Genomic DNA, 14,793 nt, shown 5'->3' with positions numbered 1-14,793 from the left:
GCGCCATGAAAAATTTAATAGTACCTAAAAGGACTATTTTAAGCCGAAAACACTCTTAATTAGCCCTTTTAAGTACCCTTATAGAAATTATCCCACCTGTATCCACGTCGTCTTCAGCTCCGTGTACTTGTCCAGCGCATGGAGCGACTTGTCGCGCCCGTTGCCCGACTGCTTGTAGCCGCCGAACGGCACGGTGATGTCGTCGCCGTCGTACTGGTTGACGTGCACGGTGCCCGCGCGCAGGGCGCGCGACGTCTGGATGGCCTTGCTGATGTCCGAGGTCCACACGGCCGCCTGCAAGCCGTAGGGCGTGGCGTTGGCCTGTTGGATGGCTTCGGCGATATCCGTAAAGCCCAGCACGGACAGGACGGGCCCGAAGATCTCTTCGCGCGCGATCGTCATGCCGGCGTCCACGCCGAAGATGGTCGGCTGCACGTAGTAGCCGCCCGTATCAAGGCGCACGGCCTCGCCGCCGCCGAGCAGCTGTGCGCCTTCGCTCTTGCCGGACGCGATATAGCCCATCACTGTTTGCATCTGCGTGGCGTCGACGATGGCGCCCATGACGGTGGCTTCATCGAGCGGATCGCCTGGCTGGAAGCGGGGCAGCATGGCCAGCGCCTTGGCAATAAATGCATCCTTGATCGATTCTTCCACGAACAGGCGCGAAGGCGCATTGCAGCTTTCGCCCTGGTTGAAAAAGATGGAGCCGACGGCGGCCGCCACGGCCTTGTCCAGGTCCGGGCAATCGGCGCACACGATGTTGGCGGACTTGCCGCCCAGTTCCGTCCACGCCCGTTTCAGATTCGACTGGCCCGCCATCTGCACGATCAGTTTCCCCGTGCGCGTGGAACCCGTAAAGCCGATGCAATCGACATCCATGTGCAGCGCCAGCGCGGCGCCGGCCTCGTTGCCGTAGCCGGGCAGCACGTTGAACACGCCCGCCGGCACGCCCGCTTCCAGCGCGATGTCGGCCAGGCGCAGGGCCGTCAGCGGCGATTTTTCCGACGGTTTCAATATCACGCTGTTGCCGGCCGCGAGGGCGGGCGCGATCTTCCAGGCAGCCATGATCATCGGGTAATTCCACGGCACGATGGCGGCGACGACGCCCACCGGTTCGCGCGTGATCAGGGCCAGGCTGTTGGCGGGTGTCGGGGCGATTTCATCGTAGACCTTGTCGATCGCCTCGCCATACCAGCGCAGGCAGTTGGCCGTGGCGCCCACGTCCACGCTCTGGCTGTACTTGATCGGTTTACCCATGTCCAGGGTTTCCAGCAGGGCCAGCTCGGGACCGTATTTCTGCACCAGGTCGGCGAACTTGATCAATACCCGCTTGCGCTGCGCCGGCGATTTCCCGGCCCAGCGGCGGTCGTCAAAGGCGGCGCGCGCGGCCTGCACGGCCGCCTCCACGTCGGCGCCGTCGCAGCGGGCCACCTGCCCCAGCAGACGCCCGTCGATGGGCGACAGGTTGTCGAAAGTCCGGCCTGACCTGGCCGCGACCCGTTCGCCGTTGATGAAGGCGCGCCCATCGATCTTGATCTCTGCGGCCCGTGCATGCCAACTGGTGTTTTCCGTCATGGTCGTCTCCTGTGTCAGTTTACAAGCAGCTTACTCCTGGTCCGCCGAATACGCCGCGGACATCTGCTTGCGGCGTCTGCGGTCGGCGCGCGCCAGCATCACGGCATACGCGATCACGGCAATCGTCACGACGAGGATCGTCAGCGCGGCGATGGCGTTCACGCGCGGGTCGAGTCCCAGGCGCGCGCGCGAGAAGATCACCAGCGGCATCGTCGTCGAACCGGGGCCGGACAGGAAAGCGGAGAGCACCACGTCGTCGAGCGACAAGGTGAACGTCAGCAGCCAGCTTGATGCCAGTGCCTGCGTGATGTTCGGCAGGGTCACGAGGAAGAACACCTGGTGCGCGCGGCAACCGAGGTCCATGGCCGCTTCGGCCAGCGACTTGCTCATTTCCTGCAGGCGCGATTGCACCACCACGGCCGCATACGCCATGCCCAGCAGGGTGTGGCCGAGCCAGATGGTCAGCACGCCCCGCTCGGGGAAACCGAAGACCTTTTGCATGGACACCAGCATCAGCAGCAGGGACAGGCCGATGATCACTTCCGGCATCACCAAGGGCGCGCTGACCATGGCGGAAAACACCGTGCGGCCGCGGAAGCGCTGGTAACTGCTCAAGGCAAAGGCGGCAAAGGTGCCGAGGATGACGGACGAGGTGGCCGACATGAAGGCGATCTTCAGGGATAAACCGAAGCCCGAGATGATTTCCGCATCGCTCATCAACTCGCTGTACCAGCGCAGCGAGAAGCCGCTCCACACCATGTCCTGGCGCGAGCTGTTGAACGAGAAGACGATCAGCACGATGATGGGCAGGTACAGGAACAAATAGCCCAGCGAGAGCCAGCCGCGTCCGAACCAGCGCTGCAGGAAGGTACGTCCGTTCATGTGCGCTCCTCCGCGTCCTGGTCGGTCTTGTATTTGTTAAAAATGGCCATCGGCACGAGGATCAGCAGGATCACCAGCACCGTCACGGACGAAGCCATGGCCCAGTCGTTATTCGTGAAATACTCATCCCACAGCACGCGGCCGATCATCAGGGTTTCCGGGCCGCCCAGCAGCTCGGGAATCACGTATTCGCCCACGGACGGAATGAACACCAGCATGGCGCCGGCGATGATGCCCGACTTCGACAGGGGCACGGTGATGCGCCAGAACGCCTGCAAAGGCGTGGCGCCCAGGTCGGCCGCCGCTTCCAGATAGCGCACGTCCATTTTCACCAGGTTCGCGTACAGGGGCAGGATCATGAACGGCAGATAGGCATACACCATGCCGACGACCAGCGAAAACGAGGTGTTCATCATATGCAGCGGTTCCTGCACCACGCCCAGCGCGATCAAGAGATCGTTGAGCAAGCCGTGGTTGGCCAGGATGCCCTTCCACGCATACACGCGCAGCAGGAACGAAGTCCAGAACGGCAGCATCACCAGCATCATCAGCACGGGGCGGATCGATGGCCTGGCGCGCGCCATGAAGTAGGCGAACGGGTAGCCGATGAACAGGCAAATGGCCGTGGTGATGGCCGCGTACTTGATGGAACTGAGGTAGGTGAGCAGATACAGTTCGTCGGCGGCGATGAACAGGTAGTTGGCGATTTTGACCTTCAGCACGACGATGCCGTCGACATACGACAGCAAGCCGCCGAACGGACTGCCTGCCGTGTCCATGTCGGACAGGCTGATGCGCAGCACGATCAGGAACGGTACCAAAAAGGCGGCCGTCAGGAACAGCGCGGGCACGGCGATGACGGCGTTGCGTCCAGTGACCCAACGCAGGGTGACGAGCTTGCGCAGCGATTGCAAAATGGACGTCATGGTGGCCTCAGCTGGTCAGCACGACGATGTCGGCGCCATCCCACCACACCCACACGCGCTGCTCGCGCTCGAGGCGCGCGGCGTCGTGGCGGGCCGCGTTGGTGCGCGAGACTTTCACCACCGTGCCGCTGTCGAGGCGCACGTGGTAGCTCGTTTCATTACCAAAATACGCCATGGCGACGATCACGCCCTGGGCGCAGTTATAGCCGTGTTCCGCTGGCGAAGCCCGTTCTTCCAAGGAGGGTGGTTCGGTCTGGATGCCGATCTTTTCGGGGCGCACGGCCACCGAGACATCCATGCCCAGGTTGCCCGTGATGCCATGCGCGACATAGTGCCGGCCGTCGGGCGTGTCGATCACCACGTGATCGGGTTCGTCTTCCGTGATGCGGCCGTCGAACAGATTGACGCTGCCGATGAAGTCGGCGACGAAGCGGCAATTCGGCGTCTCGTAGATTTCACCCGGCGCGCCCACCTGCAGGATGCGTCCTTCGCTCATGACGGCGATGCGCGTTGCCATGCTCATGGCCTCGTCCTGGTCGTGCGTGACCATCACGCACGTCACGCCCACCTGCTCGATGATGTTGACCAGTTCCATCTGCGTGCGTTCGCGCAGTTTCTTGTCGAGCGCGCCCAGCGGCTCGTCGAGCAGCAGCAACTGCGGACGCTTGGCCAGGCTGCGCGCCAGCGCCACACGCTGCTGCTGCCCGCCCGACAGCTGGTGCGGCTTGCGCTTCGCGTATTGGCCCAGCTGCACCAGCGCCAGCATCTGCTCGACCCGCGCCGCCACTTCCGCTTTCGGCAAGCCGTCGCGGCGCAGGCCGAAAGCGATGTTGTCCCACACGGACAGGTGGGGGAACAGCGCGTACGACTGGAACATCATGTTGATGGGCCGCTGGTGCGGCGGCACGTCGACGATGCTGTTGCCCGCCAGGGCGATGCGCCCCGAGGTCGGCGTCTCGAAACCGGCCAGCATGCGCAGCAGGGTCGACTTGCCGCAACCTGAACTGCCCAGCAGGGCAAAGATCTCGCCCTTGTTGATCGTCACGGAAATGCCATCGACGGCGCGCACGCCATCGAATTCCTTGACCAGCTGATCAATCAGCAAGAAAGGCGCTTGGGCGTCGCTGGCCGACGCGGCAGGTGTTGCTATCGTCATGTGTGGGTAGCTTCTGGGTAAGAGGGTGTCAAAATGGAAAACTGGCCACTACAGGAGCGGCCAGGATGGAAGTTTAGCGGAACTGCCGCCTTTGCGGTCCAAAAAATGCATAGATGCTGCTTATTTGGGTAAAAACCCAACGGCAAAGACTGGGGTCAGACCCGGCGGGTCTGACCCCGGTATTTAAGCCAGCTCAGAGCTAAACCCAGCCCTTCGCTTTCACGTCCGCATACGTCTTGTCCAGGCACAGCCGTATCAGCGCCACCATCTCATCGATCTGCGCGCGCGTCATGACCAGGGGCGGGGCGACGATCATGCGCTCGCCCACGGCGCGCATGATGACGCCGTTGTCGAACATGTGGCCGCGGCAGATCATGCCCACGCCTTGGTCCTCGTCGAACAGCTCGTTCTCGTGCACGGTGGCGCCCTTTTTACGCACCAGGTTCAGGCCCGCGACGAGGCCGCAGCTGTCAGCATAGCCGACCAGCGGATGCTCGCCCAGGCTGGCAAAGCACTGCTTCAGGTACGGTCCCGTATCGTCGGCCACCTTGGCCACCAGCTGCTCTTCCTCGATGATGCGGATGTTTTCCAGCGCGGCCGCGCAGGCCACGGGGTGGCCCGAATACGTGAAACCGTGCGTGAATTCGCCGCCCTGCTCGATCAGCACCTTGGCGACCCTGTCGCCCACCAGCACGCCGCCCAGCGGCACGTAACCCGAGGTGACGCCCTTGGCAAACGTGATCAGGTCGGGCTTGATGCCGAACAGTTCGGAGCCGAACCAGCGCCCCAGGCGGCCGAAGCCGCAGATGACTTCATCGGCAATGAGCAAGATGCCGTACTTGTCGCAGATGCGCTGGATCTCGGGCCAGTAGGTCGATGGCGGGATGATGACGCCGCCCGCGCCCTGTACCGGCTCGCCGATGAAGGCGGCCACCTTGTCGGCGCCGATTTCCAGGATCTTGTCTTCCAGCCAGCCGGCCGCCTTCAAGCCGAAGGCTTCCGGAGACAAGCCGTGGCCAGATTCCAGGTAATTGGGCTGGCCGATATGCGCGATGCCCGGTATCGGCAAGCCGCCCTGCGCATGCATGCCGTCCATGCCGCCCAGCGATGCTCCCGCCACCGTGCTGCCGTGATAGGCGTTATGGCGGCTGATGATGGTGTGGCGCTCCTTGTAGCCGAGGATATCCCAGTAGCGGCGCACCATGCGCAAATTCGTGTCGTTGCCTTCGGAGCCGGAACTGGTGAAGAACACGTGCTGGAACTGCGGCGGCGATATCTGCGCCAGCTTGGCCGCCAGCTGCGCGGCCGGCACGTTCGTCGTGCCAAAGAAGCTGTTATAGAAGGGCAGCGTCTCCATCTGTTTGTACACGGCTTGCGAAATCGACGTGCGGCCATAGCCCACGTTCACGCACCACAGGCCCGACATGCCGTCGACGATCTTCTTGCCCTGGCTATCCCATAGGTAGACGCCGTCGCCGCGCACCATCACCCTGGCGCCCTTGCTTGCCAGGTCCTGGAAGTCGGTGAACGGATGCAGGTAGTGGGCCGAGTCCATCTGCTGGATGGCGGCCGTGTCGTACACCTGCGGCGCCGCATTCTTTTGCGCCACGGAGGATACAAAAGCGGCGCTCGGCGCCAGCGGATTGTTGGATGTGCTCATAGGTGATCCTTTATACGTGCAGTAAGAGATGCTCGCGCTCCCACGGACTGATGACGGTCATGAATTCCTGGTGCTCCAGGTCCTTGATGGCCGCATACACGTCGATGAAGCGCTCGCCCAGCACCGTGCGCAGCTTGTCTTCCGCGCGCAGCAGCTGCAGGGCCTCGGGCAAGCCTTGCGGCAGCTCGAATTTCATGTCGTAGGCGCTGCCCACCATCATCGGCGTTGCTTCCAGCTGTTCCGTCATGCCGAGATAGCCGCAGGCCAGGGTGACGGCCAGGGCCAGGTAGGGATTCGCGTCGGCGCCGATGATGCGGTTTTCCACGCGGCGGTCCTGCACGCCCGACTCTGGCACGCGGAAGCCCACCGTGCGGTTGTCCAGGCCCCACTGGATGTTGATCGGCGCGGCCGTGTGGCGCACGATGCGGCGGTAGGAATTCACGTAGGGCGCGACGATGGCCATGGCCGACGGCATGTAGCGCTGCAGGCCCGCGATGTAATGCTTGAAGATGGGCGCGGCCGAACCGTCCTCGTTGCTGAAGATGTTCAGGCCCGTCTTCGCATCGACGACGCTCTGGTGCACGTGCATGGCGGAACCCGGCTCGCCCGCCATGGGCTTGGCCATGAAGGTGGCGTACATATCGTGTTTTAACGCCGCTTCGCGCAAGGTGCGCTTGAAGAAGAAGACCTTGTCGGCCAGGCCCAGCGGATCGCCGTGCAGGAAGTTGATTTCCATCTGACCCGCGCCGATTTCGTGGATCAGCGTATCGACGTCAAGGTTCATCAGTTCGCAGTAATCGTAGATATCCTCGAACAGCGGGTCGAATTCGTTGACGGCGTCGATGCTGTACACCTGGCGGCTCGTCTCGGCCCGGCCGCTGCGCCCGATGGGCGGCTTCAATGGCAAGTCGGGGTCCGTGTTTTTCGCCGTCAGGTAGAACTCCAGCTCCGGCGCCACCACGGGTTTCCAGCCCTTGTCCGCATACAGTTTCAGCACGCGCCGCAGCACGGAGCGGGGAGCAAAATCGACCAGCGCGCCATCGGCAAAATAGCAGTCGTGGATGACTTGCGCGGTGGGGTCCGTAGCCCAGGGCACCATGGTGATGGTGGTGGGATCGGCCTTTAAAATCATGTCGCGGTCGGTGCTGGAAATGGCGCGGTCATAGCCGCCATCGTCGACCGGATAATTGCCCGTCACCGTCATGCCCAGTACCGCTTCCGGAATGCGCATGCCGCGTTCCTGGGTGAATTTCCCGCGCGGCAGGATCTTCCCCCGCGCCACGCCCGTCAAGTCGGGTACCAGGCATTCGATTTCCGTGACGCGCTTTTCATTGAGCCACAAATCCATATCCGTATAAGTGAAATTTTCGCGTATTGCCATGTTTCCCTCTCGCTGGTCTTGATCAAACACCGCGTACTGCGGGCGGTGCGCCTGTCATTCTGTCTTTCTGTGCTGCTCCTGGTAGTCGCGGCAAGCCTGGCCGAAGGCGCCGAACAGCCGCATGGACTGCGGATTGTCCTCGACCTGCCATTCGGGATGCCATTGCACGGCCAGCGCAAAGCCGGCGGCGCTGGCCACCGTGTACGCTTCCACCAGGCCATCGTCGGCCAGCGCTTCCACCAGCAAGCCATCGGCCAGCCGGGCGATGCCCTGGCCATGCAGGGAATTGACCATCATTTCGCTCTCGCCGCCCAGCAACCGTGACAGCACGCCGTCGGGCATCAGCTTGATGCGGTGCGCGGGCGCATACTGGCGCGCCAGCGGATCGAGCACGTTCTCGCGGTGATCCATCATGCCCGGCACCGCCTGCACGGCCTGGTGCAGGCTGCCGCCCAGGGCCACGTTGACTTCCTGGAAGCCGCGGCAGATGGCCAGCAGCGGCAGCTGGCGCGCCAGCGCGGCGCGGATCAGGGGCAAGGTGGTGGCGTCGCGCGCGGGGTCCTGCGGCAGCTCGGGATGCAGAATCTCTTCGCCATACAGGCGCGCATCGACGTTCGAGGCGGAACCGGTCAGCATGACGCCGTCGGCGATCCGCAGCACCACTTCCAGGTCCGCATCGGCGCCCAGGGCCGGCAGCAGCAGCGGCATGCAGCCGGCGCCGCGCAGCACGGCGTGCAGGTATTTGTCCTGCGCCATGTGCCAGGCATGGCTGCCCAGCTGGCGCTGGCAGGCGGGAACGAGAACGATGGGATGGCGCATGGTGCTACCTCGCTGGCGTGACGATCCAATGACAGCGCCATGACAGCGCTGCCGCTCGCTTCACTGTACAGCAGAGCCGGTAGAGTCGGCCACACCGATGGACGTGGCCACTGGCGGCGCACATCGCCTACACTACGGCTTTGCAATATTGCCTTTATTAAAATCATCATATGCCCGTCCGGCGCCAAACACCAGCGCCGCAGGCACAGTTGCCTACTTTCCCATGCATCCACACCGTTTTCCCGCCATTCCGAACACCTTTTATCCCTTGCGGGGGCAGCCATGAAGACCATGCCGTGGCGCGACTTCTTCGCCCTCGTGGTCAGCATCGGCGTGGTCGGCCTGGGCCTGGGCGCCACCATGCCGCTCACCGCCCTGACCCTGCACCAGCGCGGCGTGGGCACGGACATCATCGGCATGATCACGGCCGTCAGCGCCCTCGGCATCCTGGCCGCCTCGCCGTTCGTCTCGGGCTGGGTGGGGCGTTTCGGCGCGCGCGCCACCATGCTGGGCGCCGTCTGGGTGGCCTCGCTGGCGACGATCGCCATGCAGTTCAGCGACCACCTGCTGGCGTGGAGCGTGCTGCGCTTCCTGTTCGGCGGCGCCATGGGCGTGCTGTTTACCATCGGCGAAGCGTGGGTCAACCGCCTGGCGCCCGACAATTCGCGCGGCCGCGTAGTGGCCATGTACACCACCAGTTTTACCTTCTTCCAGCTGATCGGCCCCGCCCTCGTGGCCCTCTTCAACGACAAGATTGCGTGGAGCTTCGCCGCCTGCGGCCTGCTGTTTCTGCTGGCCGTGCCGGGCCTGATGCTGATCTCGAACAGCGGCCCGGAAAAGGAACCGCAAGAACACGGCGTGAAGTGGACCCTGATCCTGCCGCGCATGCCGATGATCGTGCTCGGTGCCGCCTTCTTCGCCCTGTTCGACACGCTGGCATTGAGTCTCCTGCCCCTGTATGCGATGGAGCACGGCATCGGCACGGACCTGGCCCTGCTGTCGGCCACCGTGGTGCTGGTGGGCGATACGGGCCTGCAATTCGCGCTGGGCTGGATGGCCGACCGTTTCGGCCGCGCCAGGGTGCACGCGGGCTGCGGCGTGGCCGTCTGCCTGCTGCTGCCGCTGCTGCCGTTTGCCGTCGGCACGCCATGGCTGTGGTGGACCCTGCTGCTGTTGCTGGGCGCGGCGGCGGGCGGCATCTACATGCTGGCGCTGGTGGCCTGCGGCGAGCGTTTCACGGGGCTGTCGCTGACCAGCGCCAGCGCCATCGTCAACGCCACCTGGGGCATCACGAGCGGCGGCGGTCCCCTGCTGACGGGCGTCCTGATGCAATCGGCCGGCGTAAACGCCCTGCCGGCCGTGATGTGGGTGTGCGCCGCCATTTTCGTGGGCAGCGCCGTGTGGGAACGCAGGAAAGGGATCGTGTAACGCGCTATTTCTTTTCCAGCCGCTGCCGCAGCTCCTCGGCCACCGGATAGTCGGGATACGCCTGCCGGAACGCCGTCCACTCCTCGTGCGCCAGGGCACCCTCGCCCGCCTTGAGCAGGGCGTCGATCTTCACCAGCCAGACGCCAGCGTCGAGCTTTGCGGGCGGCGGCAGCGGCGCGGAGCGGGCCGCGACGGGAGCGGGCATGGCCAGCGCGCGCTGCACCGGCGCCTGACGCTGCAGGCCGGCCTCGGCCTGCATGGCGGCTTGCTGCTCGATTGCCGCGGCAGGCGCCGGTGGTGGCGGCGGCGCAGGAGGCGCCAAGGGTACGGTCGCCGCCAGCGGGGGTGCTGACGGCACGGCTGCTACCGGCTCGGCCTGCACCGGCGGCCTCGGTGCCGCCTTGGCCATGGCGCGCGGTGCCGGCGGCGGCGGCGGCGGCGGCGGCGCGGACTCCGTCGCAGGTGCAGCGGCCGGTGCGGCTTCCTGCATCACCTCCTGCGTGACCGGTTCCCCGACCACGGGAAACTGCGCCGGCTTCGAGCCGAACCAGTCCACGCCGATCAGGTTTACCGTCAGCAGCACGGCAGCGGCCAGCCCCAGTGGAACGCGCCAGCGCTGCAGGTAGTCCGGTGATTTCTTGGCCGGCAGAGTGTGCAGCACGCCATCGGCGCTGTCATTGGCCGCTGCCGGCTGGTGCAAGGCTTTTTCCGCGTCGGCCAGGATGGCCGCATCGAGCGCGCTGGAAGGCGCCGGCTGCGGCAGGCTGGCCAGCAGCGCGGTCAATTCCTCGTCATTCGGTTCGTCGTGATTGTGCGTATTCATGCCTGTCCTCCCGCGCCAGCGGCGCTGTCCAAGCCCGCGCGCAATTTCTGCATGGCGTAGCGCAGCCGGCTCTTGACGGTTTCCGCTTCCGCCCCCGTCACCGCGGCGATCTCGAGGATGCTCATGCCGCTGAACTGCTGCAGCACCAGCGCTTCCTTCTGTTCCGCCGGCAGCGCGGCGATGGCCGCATGCAGCCGCGCGTGCTGCTGTTTCTGCTCCAGCGACTGCGGCGGCGAGGCGCCCTCGTCCGCCAGTTCGCCCGCGTCGCAGTGGTCCTGTCCTTCCCGCTGGCGCAGGAGGTCGATCAGGCGGTTGCGCGCGATCTGGTACAGATAGGTGCGAAACGCCGCCTGCGGCTGGTAGCCGGCGCGCGCCGCATGCAGGCTGGCCCACGCATCCTGCACGATCTCGTCCACCCACGCGCGGCGCGGCGAACGCCAGGCCACGAAGCGGTACAGGCCCTGGCTGTGGCGCCGGTACAGCTCGCGAAACGACGGCAGGTCGCCGGCGCTGTAGCGCAGCATCAGGTCTTCATCCGTCGCGGTCAATAAAGTGTCGGGCATGCGGACCAGTGTAGCCGAACTACGCGGCGGCGACAATTTCCCCGCGCCTTCAGCGCAAAGAGGAGGCATTGGGCGCATAGCTGACGCGGCGCACTTCGCGGATCTGCCCCTCCTTGAGCGCCCCTTCCACCAGTTCATAGCCGAGCAAGGCGAAGACGCGGCCCTGCAGGAACAAAGGACGCGCATTGCCGTACCAGTCCACGCACGACGCGCGGCAGCCGTCGTCCGGTGCCGGGCCGGGCCGCGCCGCCAGCGCGCCCAGTTCACTCAATTGCAGGCCGCTGTTGCGCAGGTACAGGACGGAGGCGGCTGACTTGTTGAGGCCAGGCCGTTCGTCCGCGCCCAGGATGGGCAGGCCGATCATGCCCTCGCCGGCCGCTTGCGGCTTGTAGAAAAAGCCGTGGCTGCGCGACTCGCCCTGCGCCGCATCGGCGCGGATGTAGCGCGTGGCGACCGCCGCCTGCGCCCCCAGGCCGATGGTGCTGAAGTGCAGATCCCTGCCCTGCGCGCCGATCACCACGGCGTCATTGCCCATCGCCTCGATGCGCTCCACGCCGTGCGGCAGCGACAAGGCTTGCACGCTGCCCGCATCGGCCCAGCGCAGTGCATACAGGGGCTGGCGTGGCCAGGCCTGGTCGGCCTTGCGGCGCCCCGCATTGCCCGGATTGCCGTACAACAGATAGGGTCCCACATAGCGGTTCTGCAGGCCGTAGCCGCCACCGCCGGGCAGCGGCTGGTAGCTGCCGGCCGGCGCACTGTCGCGGCCATCGGAAAACGACGCCAATGGCACGCGCAGCAGGGCCATGTCGCCGCGCCCCCGCGTGCCATCCCACATCGCGTCGCCCTGGCCCTCGGCGCGCAGCAGGACGTTCAGGTGGCCGTCGCTGCTTTCCAGGAACGAGAACTGGTCGACGGGCGCGCCAGCCACCTTCAGGGCGCTGGGCGCCGAGCCGTCGAGGGGAATGCGGAACACGCCCGAATCGCTGCCCCGGCGCGTCGTCCACACGAAAACGGATTCGCCCGACACATAAAACACGCGCCCCTGCGGCCCCATCACGGCGGTCGCTTCGCAGCGCATGTCGCGCTGCGCCAGGTCGCACACGGTGACCGTATGCAGGGTCAGACCAAAGCCCGGTTCGGGCTCTTCATCGGTGCGGTAAATGCGCGTGGCCGGGGCGATGCGCTTGAAGTCGGACGGTACGGCGTCGGGACGCCAGCGGCGCAGCGCGGGAAAGCCGCCAAACGGGTCGCCCCGGCGCAGGTTCAGCGACAGGGGCGAATAGAATACCAGTTTGCTGCCGATCAGGCGGCTGGCGTAATTGCGCGACGAATAATAATCGTTGGAGCGCAAATGATACGTGGCGCGATAGGCCAGCTTGCCATCCGCACCGATGTCGAACAGGCCGATCTCCGTGCCGCCACGGCTGTAGCTGTAGCCGATCACCACGACCGTGTCGCCATCGATCAGCATTTCGTCATACCAGCTGCCCGACGGGTCGCTGCCCGGCGCGAACGCGTCGAGCGCCGCCACGGGCTGCAGGGCATTGCCGCCCACCTGCACGGTGAACAGCTTGCCGCGCCGGAGCATCACAAGGTGCTTGCCGTGCAGCTTGACGATGCCGCCTTCGTCCACGCCCGCCGTCTGCACATTGGTGACGGATTCGGCCGCCTCTGCCGACGCCGCCGGCGCCGCTTTCGCCACCATCGGCGCTGGCGCTGGCGGCGGTGCGGGCGGCGCCGACATGTACTGCGCCGTGGCGCGCTGCAGTTTCTGCTGCTCCCGCAGCAAGGCCGCCTGGCGCGCCTGCAGTTGCTGCAGGTAGCTGCTCAAGGCCTGCTCGCTGGCGAACGGCGCCAGGGTCTTGCGCGGCGCCGTGCCGGCGGCATGGCTGCCTGCCGACAGCAGCAGGGACAGCATCAATATGATCTTGTGGGCGCTGGACATCGCTTCTGCTCCGGTTGATTGGGGTAATGACCATGAAACGGCATGCGCGGCGAAACGGGGTTAAAAATGGTCAACTATTTTTGAAGGCCAGACGCCGCACATGGGACGCAATCGTGCGCCCGGCAAAAAGGACTACCATGGACGATCACGCAACCACTGCTGAAAGTCTGCCATGCTCACACTGAAAGATCCCGCGCTGCTACGCCAGCAATGCTACCTGAACGGACTATGGCTCGATGCCGACGGCGGCCAGCACGCCGACGTCCGCAATCCCGCCACGGGTGAAGTGATCGGCCATGTGCCCGTGATGGGCACGCAGGAGACAAGGAACGCCATCAGCGCGGCCAACGCCGCCTGGCCCGCCTGGCGCAAGAAGACGGCCAAGGAACGCGCAGCCGTGCTGCGCCGCTGGAATGACCTGATACTGGAAAACGCGGACGACCTGGCGCTGATCATGACGGCGGAACAGGGCAAGCCCTTGCTCGAAGCCAAAGGCGAAGTGCAATACGCCGCCTCCTTCATCGAATGGTTCGCCGAAGAAGGCAAGCGCGTCGCGGGCGATACCCTGCAGTCGCCGTGGCCGGACCGGCGCATCGTCGTGACGAAGGAGCCGATCGGCGTGTGCGCCGCCATCACCCCCTGGAACTTCCCCGCCGCGATGATCACGCGCAAGGCAGGACCGGCGCTGGCGGCCGGCTGCCCGATGCTCGTCAAGCCGGCCGGCATGACGCCGTTTTCCGCGCTGGCGCTGGCCGTGCTGGCCGAACGCGCGGGTGTGCCTGCGGGCGTGTTCAATGTCATCACGGGCTCGTCGCAGGAGATCGGCGATGAGATGACGTCCAATCCCCTCGTGCGCAAGCTCAGTTTCACGGGATCGACGGAAGTGGGCCGCATGCTGATGCGCCAGTGCGCGCCGACGATCAAAAAGCTGTCGCTGGAACTGGGCGGCAATGCGCCGTTCATCGTCTTCGACGACGCCGACCTGGATGCGGCAGTGGAAGGCGCCATCGCCTCGAAATACCGCAACGCGGGCCAGACCTGCGTGTGCGCCAACCGCCTGTACGTGCAAGATGGCGTGTACGAGGCCTTCGCGCAAAAGCTGGTGGCGGCCGTGCAAAAACTCAAGGTGGGTAACGGCGCCGACGAAGGCGTCACGCAGGGTCCGCTGATCGAGGAAAAGGCCGTAAAAAAAGTGGAGCAGCACGTGGCCGACGCACTGGCCAAGGGCGGGCGCCTGCTACTGGGCGGCAAGCGCCATACGCTGGGCCACAACTTCTTCCAGCCCACCGTGATCGCCGACGTGACGAACGACATGCTGGTGGCCAGCGAAGAGACGTTCGGGCCACTGGCGCCCCTGTTCCGCTTCAAGACGGACGAGGAAGTCATCGCCTTGGCCAACAACACGGAATTCGGCCTGGCGTCCTATTTCTATTCGCGCGACATCGGCCGCATCTGGAAGGTCGCCGAAGGCCTGGAATCCGGCATGGTGGGCGTGAACACGGGGCTGATCTCGACGGAAGTGGCGCCGTTCGGCGGCGTCAAGCAGTCGGGCCTGGGCCGGGAGGGATCGTCGTACGGGATCGACGATTACCTGGTCATCAAATACATCTGCATGGGCGGTATTTAACGATATGC

The 14,793-nt window shown here is 65.1% G+C and carries 12 protein-coding genes; 2 read left to right on the top strand and 10 right to left on the bottom strand.

Features of this window, described 5'->3' with window-relative positions; translation table 11 throughout:
• Positions 1–87 precede the first annotated feature (87 nt).
• The 7 genes from AC1Q6X_RS13950 to AC1Q6X_RS13920 all read right to left on the bottom strand — a co-directional run bounded on the left by AC1Q6X_RS13950 (position 88) and on the right by AC1Q6X_RS13920 (position 8,399).
• Complete coding sequence (locus tag AC1Q6X_RS13950) at positions 88–1,575, bottom strand: aldehyde dehydrogenase (protein ID WP_492497606.1); 1,488 nt, start codon at positions 1,573–1,575, stop codon at positions 88–90.
• 30 nt (positions 1,576–1,605) lie between these two features.
• Entirely contained in the window at positions 1,606–2,457 is an 852-nt protein-coding gene (locus tag AC1Q6X_RS13945; RefSeq protein WP_070311690.1) for an ABC transporter permease, read from the bottom strand.
• Positions 2,454–3,383 carry an ABC transporter permease subunit gene (locus tag AC1Q6X_RS13940; RefSeq protein ID WP_070311691.1) on the bottom strand — a complete coding sequence of 310 codons (930 nt, stop codon included), beginning with the start codon at positions 3,381–3,383 and terminating at the stop codon, positions 2,454–2,456. The genes AC1Q6X_RS13945 and AC1Q6X_RS13940 overlap by 4 nt, the downstream gene beginning before the upstream one ends.
• A 7-nt stretch (positions 3,384–3,390) precedes the next feature.
• A complete protein-coding gene (locus AC1Q6X_RS13935) occupies positions 3,391–4,539 on the bottom strand; it encodes an ABC transporter ATP-binding protein (protein WP_070311692.1) in 1,149 nt (382 codons plus the stop codon).
• Between the two features lie 199 nt (positions 4,540–4,738).
• A complete protein-coding gene (locus AC1Q6X_RS13930; RefSeq protein WP_492497605.1) occupies positions 4,739–6,199 on the bottom strand; it encodes an aspartate aminotransferase family protein in 1,461 nt (486 codons plus the stop codon).
• Between the two features lie 10 nt (positions 6,200–6,209).
• A complete protein-coding gene (locus tag AC1Q6X_RS13925) occupies positions 6,210–7,580 on the bottom strand; it encodes a glutamine synthetase family protein (RefSeq protein ID WP_035822563.1) in 1,371 nt (456 codons plus the stop codon).
• A gap of 54 nt (positions 7,581–7,634) precedes the next feature.
• Positions 7,635–8,399 (bottom strand): gamma-glutamyl-gamma-aminobutyrate hydrolase family protein, encoded by a 765-nt coding sequence (locus tag AC1Q6X_RS13920; protein WP_492497604.1) that lies wholly within the window; start codon positions 8,397–8,399, stop codon positions 7,635–7,637.
• A 282-nt stretch (positions 8,400–8,681) separates the two neighbouring features.
• Here AC1Q6X_RS13920 and AC1Q6X_RS13915 point away from each other — a divergent pair, with 282 nt between their 5' ends.
• Complete coding sequence (locus AC1Q6X_RS13915; RefSeq protein ID WP_070311695.1) at positions 8,682–9,827, top strand: MFS transporter; 1,146 nt, start codon at positions 8,682–8,684, stop codon at positions 9,825–9,827.
• Between the two features lie 4 nt (positions 9,828–9,831).
• Here the strand turns inward: AC1Q6X_RS13915 and AC1Q6X_RS13910 are convergent, their stop codons facing one another.
• Genes AC1Q6X_RS13910 through AC1Q6X_RS13900 form a run of 3 tightly spaced genes read right to left on the bottom strand, consistent with a single transcriptional unit; the run spans position 9,832 to position 13,158 of the window.
• Positions 9,832–10,650 carry a hypothetical protein gene (locus tag AC1Q6X_RS13910; RefSeq protein WP_492497603.1) on the bottom strand — a complete coding sequence of 273 codons (819 nt, stop codon included), beginning with the start codon at positions 10,648–10,650 and terminating at the stop codon, positions 9,832–9,834.
• Positions 10,647–11,213 (bottom strand): sigma-70 family RNA polymerase sigma factor, encoded by a 567-nt coding sequence (locus AC1Q6X_RS13905; protein ID WP_230501811.1) that lies wholly within the window; start codon positions 11,211–11,213, stop codon positions 10,647–10,649. Before AC1Q6X_RS13905 ends, AC1Q6X_RS13910 begins: the two co-directional genes overlap by 4 nt.
• 49 nt (positions 11,214–11,262) lie before the next feature.
• The gene (locus AC1Q6X_RS13900) at positions 11,263–13,158 is read right to left on the bottom strand and encodes a beta-propeller domain-containing protein (protein ID WP_492497602.1); all 1,896 of its coding nucleotides are present in this window, start codon (positions 13,156–13,158) and stop codon (positions 11,263–11,265) included.
• A gap of 172 nt (positions 13,159–13,330) precedes the next feature.
• Here AC1Q6X_RS13900 and gabD point away from each other — a divergent pair, with 172 nt between their 5' ends.
• Complete coding sequence (gene gabD / locus AC1Q6X_RS13895; RefSeq protein WP_230501807.1) at positions 13,331–14,785, top strand: NADP-dependent succinate-semialdehyde dehydrogenase; 1,455 nt, start codon at positions 13,331–13,333, stop codon at positions 14,783–14,785.
• Positions 14,786–14,793: the final 8 nt, after the last annotated feature.

The organism is Janthinobacterium sp. GW823-FHT06H09 (genome assembly GCF_058794735.1).
Note: the sequence above shows the minus strand (reverse complement) of the source record. Positions and strands in the feature narration are given on the sequence as shown.